This window comes from Epilithonimonas sp. UC225_85 (assembly GCF_042695135.1).
GTDB lineage: Bacteria > Bacteroidota > Bacteroidia > Flavobacteriales > Weeksellaceae > Epilithonimonas.
In genome coordinates this window covers 2,351,852-2,376,445 of record NZ_CP170547.1, presented here as the reverse complement: position 1 = coordinate 2,376,445, position 24,594 = coordinate 2,351,852, and the positions used below count along the sequence as shown (strand labels likewise).

Below are 24,594 nucleotides of genomic sequence, written 5' to 3'. Positions count from 1 at the left end.
ATTCTTTGCTGAGCGAAATCGAAGATTCGACGAAGTCAAACGCCTTTGCGAACGAAAAATATTCCCAATAAGTTAAAAAAAAATCTTTGCGCTCTTTGCGTTTAAAAAAAACATCAACAGATTAATCAAATGAAAAAATATACCTACACAGAAAAAAAAGATACCAGAAGCGGTTTCGGAGCCGGTCTTGCAGAACTGGCAGATAAAAATCCTGAGGTCGTAGCACTTTGCGCCGACCTTATCGGTTCTTTGAAAATGGAGAAATTCATCGAAAAAGCACCGGAACGTTTTTTCCAGATTGGAATTGCCGAAGCCAATATGATTGGGATCGCAGCTGGTTTAGCTATCGAAGGCAAAATTCCGTTCACGGGAACATTTGCCAACTTTTCTACCGGAAGAGTGTACGACCAGATTCGTCAGTCGGTAGCATATTCCGATAAAAATGTAAAAATTTGTGCTTCTCACGCCGGATTGACTTTAGGTGAAGATGGCGCAACACACCAGATTCTGGAAGACATCGGATTAATGAAAATGCTTCCCGGAATGACCGTTATCAATACTTGCGATTACAATCAAACTAAAGCGGCAACAATTGCCATTGCTGATTATGAAGGTCCGGTTTATCTGCGTTTCGGAAGACCTGTGATTCCTGTTTTTACAGACGAAAATCAAACATTCGAAATAGGGAAAGCCTGGATGGTCAATGAAGGAAAAGACGTAACCATCATCGCCACCGGACATTTGGTTTGGGAAGCGATAAAAGCCGGGGAAATCCTGGAAGAGCAGGGAATTGATGCCGAAATTATTAATATTCACACCATCAAACCTTTGGATACTGAAGCAATTTTAAAGTCAGTAAAGAAAACAGGATGCGTTGTAACAGCGGAAGAACACAACAGATTAGGTGGTTTGGGAGACAGCATTGCGCAGCTGCTGATTACGGAACATCTTGCGCCTCAGGAATATGTTGCCGTAAACGACAGTTTTGGAGAAAGCGGAACTCCAGACCAACTGATGGAAAAATATGGATTGACCGCTAATGACATCGTGGAGGCTGCAAAAAAAGTAATGAAAAGAAAATAATTAATTTTTAAATATTCATTACAAATAATAATACACAAAGGCTTCGACAAGCTCAGCGTGACATTTCTACTACAAGCATCCGATTTTAAGCGGTGTCAGGCTGAGCTTGTGCCTTATGCGTTTTCTATTTAAACATTACTAGAATATCAATAGAAACGGGCTTTAGCCCGTTTTTAATATGAATAATTAAATTGGCTTTAGCCAAAATATATTATAAAAAAGCCATAAATTGCAGTCATCTATGCAGGAGAAATTAATCAATCATACCAAAGAGGCGTTTAAATCAGTTTTTCAATCTGAGCCTGAAAGTTTTTTTCTGGCGCCGGGAAGAATTAATATTATCGGTGAACACGTTGATTACAGCGATGGTTTCGTTCTTCCTGCCGCCATCGACAAACATATTTGTTTTGCTGTAAAAAAGGTGGACGACTCAGAAAATTGTACTTTTTTTGCCAAAGATTTTGATGAATCTTTTAGTTTTAATATTCATCAAAAGCAGACTCCGGTTGAGCAGACCTGGGTCAATTATTTGCTTGGCGTTTTCAATGCCATTCAGGAAATCGGGAAAGAGATCGGTGGTTTGCAGATTGCCTTCAGCAGTACGATTCCGATGGGTTCCGGCTTGTCGTCTTCGGCAGCCTTGGAATGTGGATTTGCCTATATTCTCAACCAGATTTTTAATTTGAATTTATCTAAAAAAGAATTGGCACTGATTGGTCAGAAATCCGAACATACCTTTGTTGGTGTAAAGTGTGGAATTATGGACCAATTTGCATCCGTTTTTGGTAAAGAACACCAAGTAATTATGCTCGACTGCAATTCTCTGGAACATCAGTATTTTGAAGCTAATATCGAAGCTTACAGTCTGGTGCTTTTCGACAGTTGTGTAAAACATACGCATCTGACTTCCGGCTACAACGACCGAAGAAAAGATGTTGATAACGGGAAAAAAGTTTTGTGGGAAAAGTTTCCTGAAATAGAGAAATTCAGAGATTTCAACTTTTCAATGCTGGATGAAGTGAGGGCAGAAATTGGAGAGACGTCTTACAAAAGATGTTTGTATCTTTTGAAAGAAATAAAAAGAGTAGAAAAAGCTGCAAAAGCTTTATCAGAAGGCGATGTGAAATATTTGGGAGAACTTCTAATCGAAACACATTCCGGACTTTCTACTGAATTTGATGTGAGTTGTGAAGAACTGGATTTTATGGTGGAAGAAACTTTAAAAGAAAACGGCGTTTTGGGTGCAAGAATAATGGGCGGTGGTTTCGGCGGATGCAGCATCAATCTTATAAAAGATGAAAATGTGGATGATGTGATTAAAAATATCAGCGCAAAATACAAAGCAGCTTTTGACATCGAAATGAAAGTGTACCGTGTAAAAATATCAGATGGAATTAGAGAATACAAAAGGAATGAATTCGTCATTTAATCAAAAGCAGCACCCACACAGAAGATACAATCCACTTTTGGATGAGTGGATTTTGGTTTCCCCACAACGAGCCAACCGACCTTGGCAGGGACAAACTGAAAAAGTTGCTGAAGAAAAACTTCCAGCTCACGACCCGAATTGTTACTTGTGTTCTGGAAATGTGCGTGTAAATGGTGAAAAAAATCCTGACTATAAAGGTGTTTTTGTTTTTGACAATGACTTTGGTTCTTTGATGAAAGATGATGTTGAATTTTCTGAAGAACAATCTGATTTTTTTTCATTAAAGCCGGAACGTGGTATCAACAGAGTCATTTGTTTTTCGGAAAATCATAGTCTCAATTTACCGGAAATGGAAGTCGATGATATAAAAAAAGTGGTAGACGTTTGGCAAGAGCAATATAAAGATTTAGGTTCTGAAGATTACATCAATCACGTTCAGATTTTTGAAAATAAAGGAAGCGTGATGGGATGCAGCAATCCGCATCCGCACGGACAGATCTGGGCGCAGTCTTCGATTCCGTCGACAGTTTTGAGAACGCAGGAAAATCTTAAAAAATATTTCGACAAAAACGGAAGTTCGCTTCTGGAAGATTATGTCAAAAAAGAATTAGAAGCCGGAGAAAGAATCATTCTTGAAAATGAGGATTTTGTCGCATTAGTTCCGTTTTGGGCAGTCTGGCCTTACGAGACAATGATTATCAGCAAAATAAAAGCGGAAAATATTCTGCAGTTTTCTGATTCAGAAAAGCTTTCATTGGCTGAGATTATTAAAAATTTAACTACAAAATACGACAATCTTTTTGAAATTTCATTTCCATATTCAGCAGGAATTCATCAGTCTCCAACGGATGGAAAACCTCATCCAGAGTGGCATTTTCATATGCATTTTTATCCGCCATTGCTGCGTAATGCAGAAGTGAAAAAATTTATGGTTGGGTATGAAATGCTTGCTGAACCTCAAAGAGATATTACGCCGGAACAAAGCGCCGAGATATTGAAAAACCTTTCGCTTGTCCATTATAAAGCCGATAAATAAAAGAACCTTTTTAATTAATACCAATTTATTCAGTTGGTTTTTCAAAAAAATAGTTATATGACAGATATTAAACTGATTGTCACTGATATGGATGGTACTTTTCTTAACTCAAACTACGAAGTCAGTTCAGATTTTCCTGCGGTTTATGAAGAACTAAAAAAAAAGAAATATCCTTTTTGTTCCCGCTAGTGGAAGACAAATGCCAGGAATTACTCAATATTTTAAAGAAATTGAAAACGAAATTGGATTTATAGCTGAAAATGGGGGATATGTGATTTATAAAAATGAGGAATTGTTTGCAGATAAATTAGAAGATTCATTTGTTAAGGAAATCATCGAGACCATTCGTGAAATTCCTGGGGCAAGAGCAGTGTTGTCTGCTAAGAAAAAAGCTTATTATGAAAGTGATGATGAAAAATTCGTCAATTATTTTACAAGATATTATACAGAAAACCAAAAGATAGATGACTTAACAAGCAAATTAGAGGATAACACATTTAAAATTGCAATATATCATCCCGAAGGCTCTGAAGAAAACCTTTATCCTTACCTCAAACATTTTGAAAATAGAAATCTAGAAGTCGTCGTTTCTGGAAAATATTGGGTTGATATTATGAACCGAAATATCAACAAAGGAAAAGCATTAGAAATTCTTCAAAAAAAATTAAATATTTTACCCTCCGAAACGATGGCATTCGGCGATTATATGAATGATATTGCCATGTTACAAAAATCAAAGTATTCTTATGCTATGGAAAATGCTCATTCTTCTGTGAAAGAGGTTGCCTCTTTTTCTGCTCTTTCTAATGATGAATTTGGTGTATTGGAAATAATTAGAAATTATTTAAAACCATAATTACAAACCGAATTTTACATTTTAGAGTTGAGTTTATAAACTTAAAATGTTATTTTTGATAGATGGAAATCATTCGGCATTATTTTGAAACAGCATTTAAAATTAAAATGACCAATCTTGACTGGCAGATTTTTTCTTCAAAATTAACAAGGCAGGAATTCCCTAAAAATCATATTCTATTAAAAACAGGACAAACGGAAAATTATCTTTCATTTGTTGAAACAGGAATTATCCGATTTTATATTCCCAAAATTGAAAACGATCTTACATTTGCTTTTGTTTTTGCTGATGGTTTCGCGAGTGCTTATGATAGCTTCTTGACCAGAATGCCCTCAGAATACGAATGTCAAACTTTGACCAAAACAGTGCTATGGAGAATTGATTACAAAGATCTTCAGGTTATTTATGATGAAACACAAATTGGAAATAAGGTAGGACGTTTTGCAAGTGAAGATCTTTTTCTCAAAAAATTCAAAAGGGAGCTTTCTCTTTTGAAAGAAACAGCCGAGGAGCGGTATGTCAAATTATTTTCTGAGCAACCAAAACTAATTAAAGAAATCCCATTGAAACAAATAGCTTCTTATATTGGTGTTACGCCACAAACATTAAGCAGGATACGGAGAAACATGTCTTAACATATATTCATTGTTTGTATTTCTGAATTTGCCGAATTTTGCTGAAAAAAGATGAAACCTTTAATTGTTTTACTTAGTGTATTTTGCATTTCACTGTTGGTAACAAAATTATTTTGGAATAATTATGAATTTGCATTATCCGGCAGAATTGCAATGTCTGTCATGCTCATATTCACGGCCGTCGCACATTTCGCATTTACCAAAGGTATGGCAATGATGCTGCCTGATTTTATCCCCTATAAAATCGAAATGGTTTATTTAACAGGAATTATAGAAATTGCTTTTGCAGCAGGACTGTTTATTCCCGATTTGAAAATTATCTCAGCGTGGCTGTTAATCATATTTTTTATACTTATCCTTCCTTCAAATATCTATGCATCAATAAAACAAATTGATTATCAGAAAGAAACTTTTGATGGCAATGGACTTGGATATTTGTGGTTTAGGATACCGCTTCAAATTCTATTTATTGTATGGACATATTTGGCAGTAATTAAGTCTGAAATAATTATTTAAGATAAGCTTGTGTAATTACGACATTTTCATGTATCTGTAATCTCTTTTTTCTTAAATTTCTCAAAAAAATACAAATTCCATAAGATCATTTCGTAGCCGTAGAAAACATCTTCGATCGGAATTGTAAAGATCCTTAAGCCTATAAAATTTTGAGGATTATAATTGACGATAGGAGAGTCAAGGCCTGTTCCGGTAAGGATTCCGTTAACTGCCAAAAATCCAGGCATTAAAATCAAATAGATAAAAGAAGCTTTTCCAATCCATTGTATTTTCAAAACAAAATATAAGATCAACAGACAGATTGATGCTGTAGAAAAAGTGACAAAAGTATAAATCCTGTCATGGAAATATACAGCCATTCCTAAATAAAAAACTATGGAAACGATTACAAATATCTTTTCAGGAAATGGTTTCCAGTCCAATTTGAAGAATTTGTCCAGACAGAAATAAGTAAAAACGCAAGAGAAAGGAATACAGATGAAAAACAAAACTTCTTCTATTGGTAATTCCGAAATTTTAACGCCTGTTAAATATCGATAATTAAACCACCAAACACCATTTTTTGTAAACCAGATATCCCATAATACAAATACAAAACCTACCAATAATGCCGATTTTATGAACGCACCAAAATGCCTGTTGAATTTAATTTTCGGATGAAAAGAAAATATAAAACAGATAATGACTGTAAAAAAATTAATCAGCAGATAAGTGTATGGTAACATTAAGCTTTATCTTTATTAAAATACATTTTGAAATATTTTATCGGAACCCAAAGAAATCCAAAACATTCGCCCTCTTCCTTATTAATATGCTTGTGATGCTGTTTATGAGCGCGTCTTATTGCAAGTAGATAAGGGTTTTTCGTGTCTTTTAGAAATTTCACACGTTGATGAATAAATATGTCGTGAACAAAGAAATACGACATTCCGTAGAGTGTAATCCCGATTCCGATATAGAAATAAACATCGAAATTATTCATCGTTCCGATATACATTAACAGAATCGCCGGAATCGCAAAAATAACAAAGAAATAATCATTTTTTTCCAACGGTGGATCACTGCTGTGATCGTGATGGTCGCGGTGCAGAGACCATAGAAAACCGTGCATGACATACTTGTGAACGGTCCAGGTAAAACCTTCCATAAGGAAAAATGTGATGAGGACAATTAGAAAATTCATGATGCTTTTTTGTGATTATTAAACATTACTTCCAAAACCTCGTGTCGGAAATCAAAGATATTTTCCAATTTTTTCTTTACAAAAAGCTGGTGCGCAATATCACCTAAAAACCCAAGCGGAAGTTCATAATCTACCGTGTCTTTTATCAGAACACCATCATCAGTCGGAATAAACTCGTGGAAGTGATTCCATAATCTGTAAGGTCCTTTCTGTTGAAAATCTGTGAAACTTTTCTGGAAATCAACGTGAGTGATTTCTGTCTGCCATTTCATAGGAATATTAAACAGTGGCGAAACTGTGTAATCAATGATCATTCCTTCAAATATCTCGTCATTCTTAAGTTTTGTAAGGACTGTGAATTTCATCTCAGGAGGTGTTATGACTGACAGATTATTTGCAGCAGAGAAAAAATTCCACGCCGTTTCTATGTCGCAGTTCAATTGTTGTTCTTTATAAAGTCTGTGTATCATTTTTAATTTTTTAAAATTTCATAACCCATTTTTTTCAGAAAAGGATTTTGAATTTCCCCTATATTTTTAATAAGGAAATCCCTGTCTTCCTTCATATAATTTTTGTACATCAAAAACGATGGACTTTCTTTTTGTATGGCATATCTCAGAAATCTTGCCTCAAAAAGATCAGGCTTCTGGCTTATAGCAATATCCAGATTTCTTTTTCCATTGTTAAAACTTTTTAGCTTCTCAAAGGGATTGTTGGTGTGCTTTGCCCAAATTGCCTGTAATGCACCATAATATGCCAAATAAATGTCTTTGTTATCGTTTTTTTCAAATTTTTGCAGCATTTCTCTGCATATTTCTTTTTCCGTAATAGCATTATGGTAATCTATTCTTATTTTTTCCAGATCAAAATTCTGTGCACTCATCAAAATAGGAAATAATATCATAAAGCTCAACATTCTCATATAGAGAACATTTTGTATTCTAAATATGAACCCATCATCAGCGTTATCTTTTTGCTGTTGGAAATCCTGATTCTTTGATTGATAATTTTACTGGCAGAAGTCTTTTTTATCTTCTTAAATAAAGATAAGTAATATCTGAAAGCAAGATAAACACCAAACCGTGATGACGCAGGTAATTTTTTGATACCTTCCAGCGCTTCGTGAAATTCAAAATTAATTTCTTCTTCAATTTCCGCTTTTACTTTATTATCGAATGCCGCAATGTCAACATTCGGGAAGTAAGTCCGTCCCAAAATTTCGTAATCATCCTTCATATCACGCAAAAAATTCACTTTCTGAAAAGCGGATCCCAGAATCATCGCTGCAGGCTTTAATTTTTCAAATTCCTGCTTATCTCCATTGACGAAGATGTGAAGGCACATCAAACCCACAACTTCTGCCGATCCTAGTATATATTCCTTATAAAGTTCAGAATTATAATCGATCTTGTGAAGGTCCATCTCCATACTCCTTAGGAACTGCCTGATCAGCTCATGGTCAATCTGATATCTGTCAACAGTTTCTTGAAAAGACTGCAGAATAGGGTTGAGCGAGATTTTTTCTTCTAATGCCAGAAAAGTATCATTTCGAAATCTGGTTAACAATTTCCTTTTGTTAAAACCATGAAAACTGTCAACGATCTCATCCGCCAGTCTTACATAACCGTAGATGGCGTAGATGGGATTTCTGATCTTGGAAGACAATGCCATAATGCCCAATGAAAAACTTGTGCTGTATTTTTTTGTGGTTTCCTTACTTACTTTGAATGAAAGTTCGTCAAATAATTTTTTCATATAGTTTTCATTTATTTATGGTCATACTCAATTTTTGTCCGGTTTGGTGTTTTGAAGAACATTTTATTAGTATCGATTTCATAATGAACTCAATTTTTATGGGCTTCTAATGCGGCAATTTTTCCGGAAATGATACTTGGCGGAACACCTGGGCCGGGAACGGTTAATTGTCCTGTATAGAAGAGGTTTTTTACTTTTTTATTTTTGAGAGAAGGTTTTAAAACTGCAGTCTGGGATAGTGTATTGGCTAAGCCGTAAGCATTTCCTGCGTAAGCATTATAGTCCTGTTTAAAATCATCAATGCAGTAACTTCTTTTATATTCGATTTTCGAGATGAGGTCGGATGTGTTGGTATGTTTTTCCAATCTGCTTATCATTTCAAGAAAATATCTTTCTCTTTCTTGTTCAGAATCTTCTATTCCTGTTGCAATTGGCATTAGCAGAAATAAATTTTCGCAATTTTCCGGTGCTACATTTTGATCCGTTTTTGATGGACAGCAAACGTAAAATAATGGTTTTGAAGGCCATTTTTTGTCATTGTAGATTTCTGTTGTGTGTAGATCCAGATCATTTTCAAAAAAAAGAGTATGATGTTTCAGATTCTGAATTTTTTCTTTTATTCCGAGATAAAATATCAGGCAAGAAGGCGCAAACGTTTTCTTTTCCCAATAATCTTCATCGTAATTTCGATATTCTTTCGCAAGTAATTTACTTTCGGTATGTTCATAATCTGAAGATGCTATAACGGAATCAAATTCAATTTTCTCTCCGTTTACAAGCAAAGCATTTGCTTTTTTATCTTTGATGATGATTTGCTCAACATTAGCATTGAAGTGAAATACAACACCTTGCTGAACAGCAATTTCCTGCATTGCCTCAATCACTTTTATGAAACCGCCAATCGGATACCAGGTTCCTAATTTATAACCGCCATAATTCATCAGGCTGTATAAAGCAGGAATATCTTTTGGTGCTGCACCAAGGAAAATGACAGGAAATTCCATAAGAGTAATCAACTTTGGATGCGAAAAATATTTCCGGACAAAGTTGTGGAAATCTGTCAGCAGATCCATACTGAAAGCACTTTTCAAAATCTTGAGAGAAACAAATTCCAGCCACGAATTACAAGGTTTGGTTACATAATCCTTCATTCCGACTTCATATTTGAACTGCGCGTCTTTCATAAAATCGTCCAGTTTTTTTCCTGCGCCTTTTTCTGTTTCCTCAAATAATGTTTTCATCGCTTGATAATCCTGAGGAATCGCCATCAAACCATCAGAGAAAACCATCTCAAACTGCGGATCGAGTGGCACCAATTGATAAAAATCGGATGCTTTCCTTCCAAAATCATTAAAGAAATTTTCAATGATGTCCGGCATCCAATACCAGCTTGGGCCCATATCAAAAGTATAGCCATTTTCTGTGCGAAAACTCCTTGCCCTACCGCCAATACTGCTATTCTTCTCAAAAACATGAACCTCACATCCTAATTTTGAGGAATAAGCTGCGGCAGACAAACCTGAAAATCCAGAACCTATGATGGCTATTTTTTTCTTCATATTTTAATTTTTTCCTAAGGAATATTCGTTGCGGACAGTTTCTAAAAGGTTTTGGCTGTCGATATTTCGTGAGAATATTGGCTGATGAAATTTGTCTAATTTATCCAATATCCTGATCAATTCCATTTTCTCCGAATGTTCCAGATTTCCAGTCACTATACTTGTTGCACTTCTTATTTTATCCATTTGGTTTTCCAAAGCAATTTGTCCACTTTCTGTTATTTTTAAAACTTTGGACCTTTTATCTGTCTCAGAATCTGTTTGTGCTATCCATCCTTGTTTTATCAGGCGGTTAATGATAAGAATGCCTGAAGATTTGTCATGAATATTTTTTTTAATCAATTCCATTTTTGTCATAGAACCGAATGCTTTTAGATTAATCAGATAACTGAATTCATCCTGAGTTTTAAAATCTGATCCCGAAATTGCCGATTTTGAATAGCTTTTTGCATAACGGTTGAGATGAACCAGCATAGTATTGATGACACTTTCAGGCGATCTTCCGTGTTCTTTTCCGTGCCAGATGGACTCTGTTGTATCTTTTTTGTTATTGATTTTTTCATCCACAATCCAATCTTTAAAACCTTCTAAATCAGAAGAGTAGATTTTGTTTTTGTTATCAGAATCAAAATCTTCCATCAGCTGAATGATATCCTTAATTAAACCAAAGTTCATTTTTGTGTTATTTTTAGTACGTAAATGTACTAATTTTTATACCAAAAGTTTATTTATGAACTAATAATTTTAATTTAAACAATTGTTTTAAAATTTCTTAATTATCGCCACTTTTCTGTTAACTGAATCTTAAAAAGTATAATATTTGAAAAAAAATAGGTATTTTGGAATCGTTGTTGTCGCATAAGTAATAACATTAAAACAAAAAAGTTATGAAAACGGAAATGAAAATTAAAAGCTTGTTTTTTGGATTAACATTATTAACCACTGGTTATATCAATGCACAAACAACCGCAACTACGCCGGCAGAAACATCGCAAACTGCTGCTAGTGCAAATCCTACAATCGAAGGTCTAAAACAAAAAGTTGCTGCAAAACCAGATGATACGCAGAGCCTGGTGGCTTTGGCAACGGCTTATCAGGATGCAGCCGATTGGACTTCTGCAATTGCAACCTGGAATAAAATTACAACATTAATCCCAGATTGGGCACCAGCATATTACAGTATTGGTTATGCCAATCAATCCGCTAAAAATAATGAGGGTGCAAAAGCTGCTTATGAGCAATATATTGCTAAAGTAAAACCAGCGGAAATAGAAGCCAGCAAGCAGAATTTGGCTTATGCTTACTTCTTTATTGCTTTCCAGGATAAGGATACGGATAAGGAAAAAGCAAAACAATATATCGCAAAATCTTTGCAATATGACGGTTCAAACCAAGATGCACTTAACCTGAGCAAAAGCCTAATGAACTAATTACACAGATACACGATGGATTAAAGAAAAGACGCTTAAAATAAGCGTCTTTTTCATTTTAGAGATTCTCACCTGTCTCTTTGTTTTCTTGTTGATCTTGGGTTTTGCTTTTTTTCTTTTTGTAAAAGTAATATCCAAATCCTGCAATCAAGAATAATGGCCAGAAGGGAAGAAGAAATAATAGGATGCCTCCAATGACATTCCAGCCGGAAGAGATAGCTGCTACAGATCTTTCTCCGAAGCTTTTATCTTTCTCATTTTCAATTGTCGCCACATTATTATTCTCATATAGAGTGATTGCCAGACTGCAAAGTCTATTTTCGCTATAATGATCTCCAATGATTTCTACATTTTTATTTTTTACAATTCCCAAATTTGCCAGATCTTCTAACAAATAATCGAATTTCTGCAAAGGGACTTTCGCCGTGATGTAATAAGTTTGGAATTCGTCATTACTGATTAGATTTTCAGTTTTTACAGTTCCGTCATATTTTCTTATTTCGTTCTGAACCAGATATTTTGCTGTTGAGATATCGTCAACGTTTATTTCCAAAGAACCTTTTTTTACCATTAATGATGGTTTAGGAGTTACTATTTCTTTCGGTCTGTTTTTATAGATGATTTTGGTAACGATTTCTTTTCCCGGTTTTGAGATTTCTTTTTTGATAGAATTTTTAACGGAATCAATATTGGAACTGATCTTTTTATCATCAATATCTTTCTTGAATTTCGCAACATCATCTGCAATAGAATCAATTTTCTGTTTGCTGTTGTCAAAAGCTTTCTCGATTTCTTCTTTATTTTTGATAAGATCTTTTGCTTTCAGATTGACTGAATCTACAATTGTATTGGCTGCGGAATCAAATTTCTCTACGTTTTCTGAAACTTTGTCAACTAATGAATCCGTACTGGATATTGTATTATTAGCCTGTTCTAAATCTGCTTTCTTACACATTGTCAATGTGCTCAGAACTGCTGCGGTCAATATTAATTTTTTCATTTTGAATAATTTTATGATGTAAAACTACCGCCGTGATCAAAGATTAATTTTGTAAATGAAATGAATTGTTCTTGTAATGTTTTAATGAATTGTATATCAATAATTTAAAATTATTTTACAATTGATTTACAAGAAATAATTAAATTTTGAAATAGAAAAAAGAATAAATTCAGGAATTAAATTCTAAATTGCTTTCACAAAACTAAGATGATGAAGAAATTATTGATACTGCTTTATTTTTTTAATACTTTACTTTTCTTTGCTCAAAAGGATTTCGTACATTCCATCACACAGAAACAGCAATTTATAAATCTGGCAGGAAAACCGCTGACGGATAAATTTACCAATATCAAATCTGTAAAAGTTGTTTATGATTATTCTGCAAAGAAAATTTACTTTTTCAACAGTATCAAATACAAATACCATCATAATTTTTGCGAAGAGTTTTTGGGATATTCCAAAGGTTTAGGCGATTTCAATGAGGAAAGTTATAACGAAACCAATTATAGGTCCTTCCTATTGGGAAATCTTAATTATATAGAAAAATCTGATGACTGGGTTCTGGAATTGGCTGCTTCGGATCAAATGGATGCACAATTAATCGTATTTTTCTTCAATGAGATTAAGAAAAATGTGTTTTTCGGTTCTAAGGTCAAATTTTATCTCAATACGCCAAGATTGATTGCACTCAACCAAAAGCAACCTTTGAAAATTCCGACAGTTTATTCTGATTTTATTTTCCAAAATCTTACCGAACAATCTATTGAAAAGGGTAGTACGATTGGAATCTTAAAGAAATATGACTTAAAATCAAACCCGAAATTTTATCCAAAAGAAAACGAAATCATCATCATCAATTCTACGCCAGAAATTATCCCGAATGTAAAAGGAATTATCGTTACTGAATTTCAGACGCCGCTGAGTCATTTGGTTTTGCTTGCAAAAAATAGGAATATTCCACTGTATGTTGATACAGAAGTTTTTGGAAAAACTAAGATTAATAATTTGATTGATAAAAAAGTCGAACTGACTGTTACGGATGACAATTATAAACTGTCTGTTACTACAAAACCAATCAAAATTGATAAAATAAAACCTAGAATTACCCTTAAAAAAAATCTTGATGTAAAAGATTTTGTTGATCTGAGCAAAACTCTGCCGGAAAATCCACAAAATATTATAGGTTCCAAAGCGACCAATCTTGGACTTTTGAAGATCGTAGAAAAGGAAGTGAAATCTTTTAAAACGCCCGAATTTACTTACGCCATTCCATTTTTTTATTATGATGAACATATCAGGAATAATCATTTTGATAAAGAGATTAATGACATTCTTTCAACACCAAAAGATTCGATAAAATTAATTGATGAAAAACTTAAGGCATTAAGAAAAACTATAAAAAAATCGAAAGTCAATCCAGAACTTATTGGATTGATAACAAATACTTTAAGCCAACAAAATCAATTTAAAAATTTCAAATTCCGCTCTTCTACCAATGCGGAAGATCTTGCAGGCTTCAATGGCGCTGGTTTGTATGATTCAAAATCGGCGATTCTTGGCGACTCGATAAAAACGGTGGAAAAAGCAATCCTTGATGTCTGGGCAAGTTTTTGGAACGAAAGAGCTTTCCACGAGCGGGAGATTTTTAATATCGATCATCTTTCCTGCGCAATGGGAATTTTGGTTCACCGTTCTTTTCCTGATGAATTGGCAAATGGCGTTCTCATTACCAAAAATATTTATCGAAAAGAATATCAAGGTATTACAGTCAATGTTCAGAAAGGCGAAGAATCAGTAGTTAAGCCGGAAATTGGCATAACCTGCGACGAATTTTATGTTCATAACTTCAATTATCTGGATAATAAGCTGAGTGTTGATTACCGCTCCACATCCAGTCTTAATGATAAAAAACCAATCCTGAAAAGTTCGGAAATTGAAACACTATTCAAAATTTCTCCAAAGATCGAAGGTAAAATGTATACACTTTGGAAGAAGTATAAAATCGCCAACAAACCAATGCCTTTGGATATCGAATTCAAAATTGTTGGCGAAAACAGGACGCTCTATATCAAACAAGCTAGGGCTTATATGGATTAATACGAAACTTTAATTATAACAATGTTATCAATCAAATTAATTGTTTTTATCTGATAGCTGAAAGTCTTGAACTGGATTCTTTCGGACAAAAATAGTTTTTTATTAGTTTCATCCAGGACCATAAAATCTGTGGAAGCAATAATTTCTATCACATTTTTTTCAGATGATGAAGGTGTTTTTTTCTCAAGAAAATTAAGGTAAATGTAGCAAAGCACGATGACGAGGTTAATGCCGGCTAATAATTCCAAATGATTGATTGGCAGAAGAATATCAAGCATAGAAAGCGTAATCGATACAAACAGAAAAATTACAGTCTGTATAGAAAAACTTTCTGTCCGGAAACGCAAGATTGAAAAAACCGCAAACAAACCGAAACCAATCCCGACGCTCATCTCAACCTCTGTGAAAATCAGACACATAAAGAATGTACAGATACTGACAAGACTGAATAACGGATGTAATTTGATCCTTCTGTTTTTATTCGTAAAATAATATATGGCGAAAATTGAAATACAAAGTATTCCAAAACGCTCAATGATCTCTTGTGTTTCCAAATTAATAAATTTCTCTAAAGATATGATTTTAAAGAAATCAAACAAAAAGCCTCAATCAATTGAGGCTTATTTATTAATCAACAGCTGTCGCAAACTCACTGATAAAATGCAGTTTCACATTCGGAAACTTCTCCTGCGTCATCACAATCGTGAAAGATGAATCTGCCAGGAAAACCAACTGATCATATTTATCTCTAGCTAAGAAACGCTGCTTCAATCGCGCAAATTCCTGGAATTCCTCAGACCTTTCATCAGCCTCCACCCAACAAGCTTTGTGGATTCCGATTGGTTCATAGTTACATTTTGCACCATATTCGTGCTCCAAACGGTATTGGATAACTTCGTATTGTAGTGCTCCAACCGTTCCGATGATCTTTCTGTTGTTCATTGTCAACGTGAAAAGCTGGGCAACACCTTCGTCCATCAGCTGGTCTATTCCTTTGGCTAGCTGTTTCGCTTTCAATGGATCATCATTATTGATATAACGGAAATGTTCTGGAGAAAAATTAGGAATTCCTTTGAAACTGATCTTTTCGCCAGCCGTCAAAGTATCGCCAATTCTGAAATTTCCTGTGTCGTGAAGTCCAACGATATCGCCTGGGAAACTCTCGTCAACTACTTCTTTTTTGTCTGCAAAGAAAGCGTTGGGAGAGGAGAACTTCATTTTTTTGCCTTCTCTTACAAGCAGGTAATTTTCATTTCTTTTGAATGTTCCGGAAACGATTTTCACAAACGCCAAACGGTCTCTGTGTTTCGGATCCATATTTGCGTGAATTTTGAACACAAATCCGGTGAAATTTTTCTCTTCCGGTTTTACAATTCTTGTCGAACTTTCTTTGGGCTGAGGCTTCGGAGCAATCTCGATGAAAGCATCCAGCAATTCTCTAACCCCAAAATTATTCAAAGCAGAACCAAAGAAAACCGGTTGCAGATCGCCTTTCATGTAATCGTCTCGGTCAAATTCCGGATACACAGATTCCACCAATTCCAATTCCTCACGAAGTGTCGCAGCGGCTTTTGCACCAACCAACTCATCGATTTGAGCATCATTGATATCATCAAACTTTATCGCCTCACCAACTTTTTGTTTTTTCTCTTCCAAAAACAATTGGATATTCTTTTCCCAAATATTATAAATCCCCTGAAAATCAGCTCCCATACCAATTGGCAGAGAAAGTGGCGTCACGCGAAGACCCAATTTTTGTTCCACTTCATCCAGCAAATCGAAGGCGTCTTTACCTTCACGATCCAGTTTATTGATGAAAACCAACATTGGAATGTTACGCATTCTACAAACCTGAACCAGTTTTTCCGTCTGTTCCTCAACGCCTTTTGCAACATCGATCACGACAATTACGGAATCAACAGCGGTCAAAGTTCTGTAAGTATCTTCAGCAAAATCCTTGTGACCTGGCGTATCCAAAATATTGATCTTATGACCTTTATATTCAAAAGCCAAAACCGAGGTCGCTACAGAAATCCCTCTTTGACGCTCTATCTCCATAAAATCTGAGGTTGCTCCTTTTTTGATCTTGTTGGATTTTACCGCGCCCGCTTCCTGGATCGCTCCTCCAAAAAGAAGAAGTTTCTCTGTAAGCGTCGTTTTTCCCGCATCGGGATGAGAGATGATCCCGAAAGTTTTTCTCCTGCTGATTTCTTGTTCTAAAGACATAATAAAATTTGAGACTGCAAAAATCGTGTTTTTTGTTGGATTCTGAAAATCGAGTTTTCGTAATATTAATTAGGAGCTTGATCCCGCTTTCCGTTGCAATCTTTTTTGCAAGACGTTTTCTCTCTAAATAGAACTTTCAGCAGACGCAAAAAAGGATTTCCACTGCAATCGGGGCTAAGGATTTTGTCTGTAAAAGTAGCCTTCCATCAAAAACGATTATTGTAATTCTAAATATGAAACACTTCGACTCCGCTCAGTGTGACAGTTGTAGAACTAATATTTTAATTTTAAGTTTGTCAGTCTGAGCGAAGTCGAAGACCTAACCAATGGAAAGGTCTGTTACATTAGCATTGTCAGTCTGAGGCTCTCGAAGACCATAAAAACTAAAATTCCTTATAAAAAATCAATCGTTCAAAGCTCCATATTCCGTATCCTCAAAAGTATTATAACGCAAACGCTGTCAGTCTGAGGCTCTCGAAGACCCATAAAAACTAAAATTCCTTATAAAAAATAAATCCTTCAATCCTGATATTCAGGATCCTCTATAATTGAAAAACTGTCAGTCTGAGGCTCTCGAAGACCCATAAAAACTAAAATTCCTTAAGATATCAATCGTTCAAAGCTCCATATTCCGTGTCCTCAAAAGTATTATAACGCAAAACGTTGTCAGTCTGAGGCTCTCGAAGACCCTAAAAACTAAAATTCTTTATAAAAATTAATCCCTCAAAACTCGATACTCAGGATCCTCAATAATATTAATATCAACAACATTTTCCGCATTCTTTATCAATCGCAAACAATCTGGACTCAGATGCTTCAACCGAACAGTTTTACCTTGATTTTGATAACGTTCCGTAATTTTATTCAGAATATCAATTGCAGACATATCAACAACACGACTTTCCTTGAAATCAATTATAACTTCTACTGGATCATCTGCCACATCAAATTTCTCAGCAAAAGTAGTCGTAGAACCAAAAAATAAAGGACCGAATATCTCGTAATACTTCACGCCATTCTCATCAACATATTTCTTAGCATGGATTCTTTTTGCACTTTCCCAAGCGAAAACCAAAGCAGAAATAATAACACCGATCAAAACCGCCAAAGCAAGATTGTGAAGGAAAACGGTAATTAAAGTCACAACTACCATCACAAAAATATCAGATTTTGGAAATCTCTTTATTGCCTTGAAACTTGCCCATTCAAATGTTCCGACAGAAACCATGATCATAACACCAACCAAAGCAGCAACAGGCATTTTTCCTATCACAGGCGCTCCAAAAAGTATGATGAAAAGAATGACCAAAGCTGCGATAATTCCGGATAATCTGGCTCTTGCTCCGGCTGAAAGATTCACCAAAGTCTGAGCAATCATCGGACAACCGCCCATTCCAAAAAAGAATCCATTCAGAATATTAGCTGTTCCTTGTGCAACACATTCTCTGTTGCTGTTTCCTTTTGTATTCGTGATTTCGTCAACCAGATTTAAAGTCAATAAACCTTCCGTCAATCCAACCGTTGACATGATTAAGGCAAATGGAAAAATGATTTTCAACACTTCAAAAGACATCGCAACATTCGGAATATGAAACGGTGGAAAACCGCCTGCAATATTAGCAATATCGTTCACAGTTTTGGTGTGAATTCCGAAGATTGTTACTAATGCAAAAGTAACAGCAATCGCCACCAGAGACGCTGGAATCTTCTTTGTCAATCTTGGAAATATTAAAATGACAGAAATCGTCAACGCTACCAAACCGAGCATTATATACAACGGATTTCCCGACAGCCAACTTTCCGAACCCTGAACTTTAAACTGATTGATCTGAGACATAAAAATGACAATCGCCAAACCATTCACAAAACCGTACATCACAGGCTGCGGAACCAATCGGATAAATTTACCAAACTTAAAAATCCCAACAAAAATCTGAATAATTCCAGCCAGAACTACCGTTGCAAAAACGTATTCGATGCCGTGAGAGATCATTAACGGAATCAAAACTATCACGGTTGCACCAGCGCCGCCGGAAATCAATCCTGGCCGTCCGCCTAAAATTGCAGTGACCAATCCCATAATAAAAGCGGCGTACAAACCCGTCAAAGGAGAAAAACCTGCGAGAATAGCAAACGATAAAGATTCTGGAATCATTGTCATAGCGACCGTGAGTCCTGCGAAAATTTCGTTTTTATAATTTACTTTTTGAGAAAAATCAAAAAGGTTAAGAACTTTCTGCATAAAAATTTGAAAACGTGAAAATATAAATAAAAACTAGCGGAAATTAACTTTAAATAAAATTATTCGGACTGATTCATTTTCAGATAATATGCCAAACCCAATCCGATTAAAACAATTGCAATACTGAAAGGAAAAATATAGGCTAATCCAAAATAATCGGCAACGCCACCAATCAGCGGACCGGTAATTCCTAAAGAAATATCGATGAATAAACCATAACCTGCCAAAGCGGAACCTTTGTTAGAAGAAGAAACGGTTTTCATCGCCATCACACCCAGCGCCGGGAATATCAATGAAAATCCCAATCCTGTGATGCCTGCTCCAATCAAAGCGAAATAAGGATGTGTCGCCAGACAAATAATAGTTAATCCCAATGTTTCAACGGTCAAACTCGCGATGGCAACATTAATTCCGCCAAATCTATTGATTGCATTACTGAAAATCAGTCTGGAAATAACAAACAAAATCCCAAAAACCGACAGACAAAGCGCGCCGTTTTCCCAATGGTGGAAATCGTAATATAGTGTGATAAAAGTTGAAATCGTTGCAAACCCTAATCCGCCCAAAGCTAGGCACATTCCGAAAGGTGACACTTTTCCCAGAACATTCCAGAAAGATTTTTGTGGTTCGTCGGTTTTTTTTCCGATTCTGTTTTCTTTTATTCTGGCGATGAAGAATCCTATTAATCCTAAAGTAATAATTAAGAATCCCAATCCATAAAAACTGAAATGCTTGATGATGACTACGCCCAAAGATGCTCCAATAGCCAATGCACCATAACAGGCAACACCATTATAAGAAATAATCTTTGCCGTATGTTTTTCTCCTAAAGTCATAATGGCCCAGTTGATGGGACTAGCACCGATCATTCCTTCTGCGCAGCCTGTCAATAATCTGGTAATGATAAGAAATATAAGACTGGTGATAGGTGAGAATTTGAAATAAAAAGCAAGGATCAGAAAAATTCCGGTGACGGAAAAACCCAACATACTTGCTAGAACTGCCGGTTTCGGACCTTTGTTGTCTACAATTTTTCCGGAGTAAGCACGCATCAAAAATGTTGTGACATATTGTAAACTAATCACAACGCCTGCAACCAACATACTGAATCCCAAGCCTTGATGAATAAAAATCGGTAAAACAGAAAGTGATAAACCGATGATAAAATAACCTATAAACGTAAAGAATATGTAAGAAATAAGAGAAATAGAAACATTTCCCGAACGTTCTAACGACGCATCCATAATTGAAAATTAATCTGCAAAGATACTTCGGAAATAGATTTTGGGGAATTTCTTCATATTAATAAATGGATAATTTTAATAAAGAGTTTCTGAATAAAAGATAAACATTTATGTTTATTTTTGCATCATACATTTTGTTAATATTTTTTTACCAATTGAACTATAAAAATCAATTCCCATCATCAATGACGAAGCTTCAGAAGTTAAAAAACGCCATTCAGTATATCATCAAACAACCGAGTTTGCTCAATATCATTCTTGATCTGAATGATATCAGAAAACAGGAATTTCAAAAAAAATACCCAAATTTTTTAAGTCTTCCGGAAGTAAGTCTGGATGAAATCTCAGGTGGGAATTTCGAAGCTGATGTTGATCTTTGTATTCTCGATGGAGGTTCGCTTCCGACAGATTTAGCTTTGTTGAAGACTTTAGCAAAAGGAAAAAATTCTTACTTCGAGATCGGAACCTGGCGTGGCGAAAGTGTCTGGAACGTAGCGAAAGAAATAGATGACTGCACAACACTCAATCTTTCCAAACAGGAAATGGAAGCAATGGGCTGGAACAAAAAATATGCGGAACTTCACGGGATTTTATCCAAGAAAGATGCAAAAATTCTTCATTTGGAAGGCAATACAAAAACTTATGATTTTGCCGGACTCAACAAAAAATATGACCTGATTTTCATCGATGGCGATCATTCTTATGAGATGGTAAAGCACGATACAGAAAAGGTTTTCCAACATTTGGTTCACGATGAAACGGTGGTGGTTTGGCATGATTACGCTTATAATCCTGAAAAAATCCGTTACGAAGTTTACAAAGCGATCCTGGATGGTTTGCCAAAAGAATTGCACCAGAATCTCTATCATCCGCAAAATACAATGTGCGCAATTTTCACAAAAAATAAATATAAAACTTCAACCTTCGAAAGCCCGAAAACACCGGAAGTTTTATTCGAAGTAAAGTTAAAAACAAATAATTTCTAACGTGAAATTCCTGATTATCATTCCGGCTCACAACGAAGAGAACAGCATTTCTTCTTGTCTGGAATCTCTGCAAAAACAGAGCTTCGGGGACTTCGCTTGTGTCGTTGTGAATGATGGTTCGTCTGATAAAACTACGGAAATTGCAGAAAAGTTCAGAACTCAGGATTCAAGATTCAGCATCCAGGATCTGGAACAATCGGAACATCAGCCTGGTGCAAAAGTCGTTCGGACATTCAACAAAGGCCTGGAATCTGTCAATATCAATGAGTTTGATGTGGTTTGTAAATTTGACGCAGATATTGTTTTTCCTTCACATTATTTAGAAAAAGTTAATTTCGTTTTCGAATCAAATTTCAAGGCTGGTGTTGTTTCGGGTTTGGTTTACATCAGAAATTACAAGCAGAATCCACAAATTAAAAATCTCAAATTGCCAAGCGAAAATCTGCTGGATTTCGGCAATAAAAACCACGACTGGGTTTTCGAAAATCTATCTTCCAAAGATCACGTTCGTGGTCCGATAAAGGCTTACAGAAAGGAATGTTTCGTTCAAATGAATGGTTTACGGGCAGTTTTAGGCTGGGATAATCTAGATATTTTGCTGGCAAGAAAAAACAGTTGGGAAGTTGTCACGATCAAGGATCTTTGGGTGAAACATCTTCGTCCGACAGCTTACAAATACAAAGGTCAAAAAGCAGAAAAACTCGGCCAGTATTTTTATAATATCGGTCTCAGTTTACCTCTGGCAATGATTTCTTCTGCTAAATCTTCTTACAAAAACCGCTCTTCAAAAGAGTTTTTGATCACGATTAATTCTTTTCTGAAGCAAAAAGAAAAAAGAAATCTCAGTAAAGATGAAATCAAATTTATTCGAAACCAGCGCTGGAAAGAGTTTTTCAGAAATTTCGGGTTATGAAAATATTTAGGAGCTATTTCCCGCTTTCCACTACAATCTTTTTCTTTTTCATATGTGAAAAAAAAGAAAAAGGATTTCCGTTGCAATCGGGGTTATTTTTTAATTCGATAATTTAAATGATTACCTTTAGAAAATGAAGAAAATCGCTTACATCGAACTCGACACACACGCAGAACTTGCAAGTAATTTCTTTGAACTTACAAAAGATCTGACAAATATTTCTGTGGATTTTTATTTTTCGGAAAAGATTTACAAATTTTTAAAACTAAATCACGATAATATTTTTCTGACAGATTATTCTGAACTTCTGGAAAAACTGGAAAAGAAAAAATATGATTTAATTATCATCGGAACAGTTCATCGCCATTTTATCCTTTATAAAACCATTGCTGAAAAATTTACAACCGCAATTGTTGTACATAATCTGAACTTCACAAAAACTTCGAAATGGAATCTTTTCAAAAGCATTTTCAAAAAAGATCAGAAATACAGACTCAAATTATTCCTGAAAGAAGGACTGCTGGAAGCACCAAAAGTTTATCTGAAAGCAAAATATCTTTTCGGTATTGATGAATGGATGTCAGAAAAAAATAATCTTAAGATTTTGCCGATTTATTTTAATCAATTTAATTCTCAAACGTCTGAAAATGACATCATAAAAATTGTAATTCCTGGAGCCGTTTCTCAAAGTAGAAGAGATTATTATTCGTTCTTTAAAAAGCTGAATAATTTCAAAGATATCAAACAAAAATATGAGGTTGTATTCCTTGGAAAAGCTTCCGGAAAAGAACTAAAAACATTAAAGTTATTTAAAGATAAAATTTCTCAATTTGTTAAAATTCAGTATTTTGAAAAAAAAATAAATCAACAGGAATTTGATGAATGGATGAAAAAAGCGGATGTTTTATATTGCCCGATCCAAACCAAAACAGAATTCTTTTCAATCAAAGAACTCTACGGAAACACCAAAATCAGCGGAAATATCGGCGATGCAATTAAGTACGCAAAACCTGCAATATTTCCATCAACTTATCCTTCTGATTTAGAGTTTATTGTTGAAGAAAAGGAAGATCTGCAAAATCAGTTATCAGAAGTTAAAATGCAACAGTTTGACTTCACCACTTTTTCAAAAGAGAATGTTTCCAAAAAATTAAGAATACTAATTGAAAGTCTTTAATTTTTCTCTCTCTGAAAGCTCTTCTTCAAAACAATTTTTGACCTTCTCAGATGCTTTATAGAATTGAATCTGATTCTTTCATTATATAAAAACCATCCTCCGATACAACCGATAGCACTGCCAATTAAAATTTCTATCAATCTCATTTTTAACAAGTAATCGGGATCAAGTGAAGTAGAACTTCCGGTTTCTGCCAATAAAATTCCCATTGGTGTCAGAAACATAACTGCCAAAGCATAATGCCTTGTTATGAGCATTTCAACAATAATCTGGAGAATAATTATACAAACACAAATCCAAATTGGAGACCTTACAAAAGAGAAAATCAACCAGGCAATTCCAAGTCCGATAATTGTCCCGATGATCCTGTGCAAACCACGTTTCCAGATATGATATTGGTTTACGCCTTGTAAAACCGCCAAACTGGAAATCGGGATCCAATAAGGATAATCAAGCTCAAAGATCTGCCCAATCAAAACCGAAACCAGCATACAAATGCCTATAATAAAGGATTCTACAAAATTCACGTAAGAATTGATTTGAAAGCTTTTAATACTTTTGGATTTTTCTTTTTTTGATTTTAGAAAACTGTAAACCAAAGAAAGCAGACAGGCGTTGATAGTTCCTATTGTAAATATTCCGATTCTTTTTGGGATCAATTCGGGGTTGTGTGGCAAAGCAATGGCCATCGAAGCAATCATTATAAAAAAGAAACTTCCCGGTGGTTTCATATTGAAATACCTTACAATGTAGTAGGCAATCCCCGAAAAAACTCCGAAAATAATAGCCGCAATCCAAAGATTAAAACTGAATGCCAGTCCCAAAGTGTAAGAAATAATCATCCCAAAAGAACAGACGAACATCTTCATCATCATTTCGAAAAAATTTTCAACATTGGGAATATAAATGATGACCAAACCTGCCAAGCTTGCTGTAAGTGCCGACCTGATATCACCAAAAAAGTAACCAAACATCAAAGGAATTCCAACAGCTAATCCTGCCAGAATGGGGATATGCCAGCTTCTGGGTGACGGTTTTAATTTGAAAAAGGAAAGGAGTTCGTTTTTTACAAAGTCAGACTTCAAATTATAGTTTTTATTAGATTTAAAGGTAGTTTGGAGTTTCATTTTTTACAATTACAAAATTACCCATAATCGTGGAAAATCAAATGATAATGAACGGGAAAATTGTATAAAAAACGCTATTTTTGTTATCTTAAAATTTTGA

25 protein-coding genes are annotated in these 24,594 nt (G+C 35.0%); 12 read left to right on the top strand and 13 right to left on the bottom strand.

Features of this window, described 5'->3' with window-relative positions; all coding sequences use genetic code 11:
- The first annotated feature begins 129 nt into the window (after window positions 1–129).
- From ACFJGY_RS10965 to ACFJGY_RS10935, 7 genes are all read left to right on the top strand, one after another.
- Complete coding sequence (locus ACFJGY_RS10965; protein ID WP_379963814.1) at window positions 130–1,083, top strand: transketolase family protein; 954 nt, start codon at window positions 130–132, stop codon at window positions 1,081–1,083.
- A gap of 241 nt (window positions 1,084–1,324) precedes the next feature.
- Entirely contained in the window at window positions 1,325–2,512 is a 1,188-nt protein-coding gene (gene galK / locus ACFJGY_RS10960) for a galactokinase (protein WP_379963812.1), read from the top strand.
- Window positions 2,496–3,548 carry a UDP-glucose--hexose-1-phosphate uridylyltransferase gene (locus ACFJGY_RS10955; RefSeq protein WP_379963810.1) on the top strand — a complete coding sequence of 351 codons (1,053 nt, stop codon included), beginning with the start codon at window positions 2,496–2,498 and terminating at the stop codon, window positions 3,546–3,548. The genes galK and ACFJGY_RS10955 overlap by 17 nt, the downstream gene beginning before the upstream one ends.
- Before the next feature lie 57 nt (window positions 3,549–3,605).
- On the top strand, window positions 3,606–3,737 hold the full coding sequence (locus ACFJGY_RS10950) for an HAD hydrolase family protein (protein WP_379963808.1): 132 nt from the start codon (window positions 3,606–3,608) through the stop codon (window positions 3,735–3,737).
- A gap of 10 nt (window positions 3,738–3,747) precedes the next feature.
- Window positions 3,748–4,404, top strand: a complete 657-nt coding sequence (locus ACFJGY_RS10945; RefSeq protein WP_379963806.1) for a Cof-type HAD-IIB family hydrolase — start codon at window positions 3,748–3,750, stop codon at window positions 4,402–4,404.
- Between the two features lie 62 nt (window positions 4,405–4,466).
- On the top strand, window positions 4,467–5,039 hold the full coding sequence (locus ACFJGY_RS10940; protein ID WP_379963804.1) for a Crp/Fnr family transcriptional regulator: 573 nt from the start codon (window positions 4,467–4,469) through the stop codon (window positions 5,037–5,039).
- Between the two features lie 51 nt (window positions 5,040–5,090).
- The gene (locus ACFJGY_RS10935; RefSeq protein ID WP_379963802.1) at window positions 5,091–5,555 is read left to right on the top strand and encodes a hypothetical protein; all 465 of its coding nucleotides are present in this window, start codon (window positions 5,091–5,093) and stop codon (window positions 5,553–5,555) included.
- A 26-nt stretch (window positions 5,556–5,581) separates the two neighbouring features.
- Here the strand turns inward: ACFJGY_RS10935 and ACFJGY_RS10930 are convergent, their stop codons facing one another.
- The 7 genes from ACFJGY_RS10930 to ACFJGY_RS10900 form a co-directional block, all read right to left on the bottom strand.
- Window positions 5,582–6,280: a lycopene cyclase domain-containing protein gene (locus ACFJGY_RS10930; RefSeq protein WP_379963800.1), complete on the bottom strand. Its 699-nt coding sequence runs from the start codon at window positions 6,278–6,280 to the stop codon at window positions 5,582–5,584.
- Window positions 6,280–6,738 (bottom strand): beta-carotene hydroxylase, encoded by a 459-nt coding sequence (locus tag ACFJGY_RS10925; protein ID WP_379963798.1) that lies wholly within the window; start codon window positions 6,736–6,738, stop codon window positions 6,280–6,282. Before ACFJGY_RS10925 ends, ACFJGY_RS10930 begins: the two co-directional genes overlap by 1 nt.
- Window positions 6,735–7,208 (bottom strand): hypothetical protein, encoded by a 474-nt coding sequence (locus tag ACFJGY_RS10920; RefSeq protein ID WP_379963796.1) that lies wholly within the window; start codon window positions 7,206–7,208, stop codon window positions 6,735–6,737. Before ACFJGY_RS10920 ends, ACFJGY_RS10925 begins: the two co-directional genes overlap by 4 nt.
- A 2-nt stretch (window positions 7,209–7,210) precedes the next feature.
- A complete protein-coding gene (locus ACFJGY_RS10915) occupies window positions 7,211–7,660 on the bottom strand; it encodes a hypothetical protein (protein WP_379963794.1) in 450 nt (149 codons plus the stop codon).
- Window positions 7,657–8,493, bottom strand: coding sequence for a phytoene/squalene synthase family protein (locus tag ACFJGY_RS10910; RefSeq protein WP_379963792.1), 837 nt, complete (start codon window positions 8,491–8,493; stop codon window positions 7,657–7,659). The genes ACFJGY_RS10915 and ACFJGY_RS10910 overlap by 4 nt, the downstream gene beginning before the upstream one ends.
- Window positions 8,494–8,582: 89 nt before the next feature.
- On the bottom strand, window positions 8,583–10,052 hold the full coding sequence (locus tag ACFJGY_RS10905; RefSeq protein ID WP_379963790.1) for a phytoene desaturase family protein: 1,470 nt from the start codon (window positions 10,050–10,052) through the stop codon (window positions 8,583–8,585).
- Between the two features lie 3 nt (window positions 10,053–10,055).
- The gene (locus ACFJGY_RS10900; protein WP_379963788.1) at window positions 10,056–10,727 is read right to left on the bottom strand and encodes a MarR family winged helix-turn-helix transcriptional regulator; all 672 of its coding nucleotides are present in this window, start codon (window positions 10,725–10,727) and stop codon (window positions 10,056–10,058) included.
- Window positions 10,728–10,951: 224 nt separating this feature from the next.
- Between ACFJGY_RS10900 and ACFJGY_RS10895 the strand changes: the two genes are divergently transcribed.
- Window positions 10,952–11,482, top strand: a complete 531-nt coding sequence (locus ACFJGY_RS10895) for a hypothetical protein (RefSeq protein ID WP_379963786.1) — start codon at window positions 10,952–10,954, stop codon at window positions 11,480–11,482.
- Between the two features lie 58 nt (window positions 11,483–11,540).
- Here ACFJGY_RS10895 and ACFJGY_RS10890 read toward each other — a convergent pair whose 3' ends face one another.
- A complete protein-coding gene (locus ACFJGY_RS10890) occupies window positions 11,541–12,482 on the bottom strand; it encodes a DUF4349 domain-containing protein (RefSeq protein ID WP_379963784.1) in 942 nt (313 codons plus the stop codon).
- Window positions 12,483–12,689: 207 nt separating this feature from the next.
- Between ACFJGY_RS10890 and ACFJGY_RS10885 the strand changes: the two genes are divergently transcribed.
- Window positions 12,690–14,579, top strand: coding sequence for a PEP/pyruvate-binding domain-containing protein (locus ACFJGY_RS10885; protein WP_379963782.1), 1,890 nt, complete (start codon window positions 12,690–12,692; stop codon window positions 14,577–14,579).
- Here the strand turns inward: ACFJGY_RS10885 and ACFJGY_RS10880 are convergent.
- The 4 genes from ACFJGY_RS10880 to ACFJGY_RS10865 all read right to left on the bottom strand — a co-directional run bounded on the left by ACFJGY_RS10880 (window position 14,576) and on the right by ACFJGY_RS10865 (window position 20,291).
- A complete protein-coding gene (locus tag ACFJGY_RS10880; protein ID WP_379963780.1) occupies window positions 14,576–15,133 on the bottom strand; it encodes a DUF4956 domain-containing protein in 558 nt (185 codons plus the stop codon). The genes ACFJGY_RS10885 and ACFJGY_RS10880 overlap by 4 nt on opposite strands.
- Before the next feature lie 73 nt (window positions 15,134–15,206).
- Window positions 15,207–16,805 carry a peptide chain release factor 3 gene (locus ACFJGY_RS10875; RefSeq protein ID WP_379963778.1) on the bottom strand — a complete coding sequence of 533 codons (1,599 nt, stop codon included), beginning with the start codon at window positions 16,803–16,805 and terminating at the stop codon, window positions 15,207–15,209.
- A gap of 715 nt (window positions 16,806–17,520) precedes the next feature.
- The gene (locus ACFJGY_RS10870) at window positions 17,521–19,047 is read right to left on the bottom strand and encodes a SulP family inorganic anion transporter (protein ID WP_379963776.1); all 1,527 of its coding nucleotides are present in this window, start codon (window positions 19,045–19,047) and stop codon (window positions 17,521–17,523) included.
- A 59-nt stretch (window positions 19,048–19,106) separates the two neighbouring features.
- Window positions 19,107–20,291, bottom strand: a complete 1,185-nt coding sequence (locus ACFJGY_RS10865) for an MFS transporter (protein WP_379963774.1) — start codon at window positions 20,289–20,291, stop codon at window positions 19,107–19,109.
- A gap of 155 nt (window positions 20,292–20,446) precedes the next feature.
- Here ACFJGY_RS10865 and ACFJGY_RS10860 point away from each other — a divergent pair, with 155 nt between their 5' ends.
- The 3 genes from ACFJGY_RS10860 to ACFJGY_RS10850 all read left to right on the top strand — a co-directional run bounded on the left by ACFJGY_RS10860 (window position 20,447) and on the right by ACFJGY_RS10850 (window position 23,367).
- On the top strand, window positions 20,447–21,277 hold the full coding sequence (locus ACFJGY_RS10860) for a class I SAM-dependent methyltransferase (protein ID WP_379963772.1): 831 nt from the start codon (window positions 20,447–20,449) through the stop codon (window positions 21,275–21,277).
- A gap of 1 nt (window position 21,278) precedes the next feature.
- Window positions 21,279–22,190 (top strand): glycosyltransferase family 2 protein, encoded by a 912-nt coding sequence (locus ACFJGY_RS10855; protein ID WP_379963770.1) that lies wholly within the window; start codon window positions 21,279–21,281, stop codon window positions 22,188–22,190.
- A 133-nt stretch (window positions 22,191–22,323) separates the two neighbouring features.
- Window positions 22,324–23,367: a hypothetical protein gene (locus ACFJGY_RS10850; RefSeq protein WP_379963768.1), complete on the top strand. Its 1,044-nt coding sequence runs from the start codon at window positions 22,324–22,326 to the stop codon at window positions 23,365–23,367.
- Here the strand turns inward: ACFJGY_RS10850 and ACFJGY_RS10845 are convergent.
- Window positions 23,364–24,494: an FUSC family protein gene (locus tag ACFJGY_RS10845; RefSeq protein WP_379963766.1), complete on the bottom strand. Its 1,131-nt coding sequence runs from the start codon at window positions 24,492–24,494 to the stop codon at window positions 23,364–23,366. The two genes, ACFJGY_RS10850 and ACFJGY_RS10845, sit on opposite strands and share 4 nt — an antisense overlap.
- Between the last annotated feature and the right edge of the window lie 100 nt (window positions 24,495–24,594).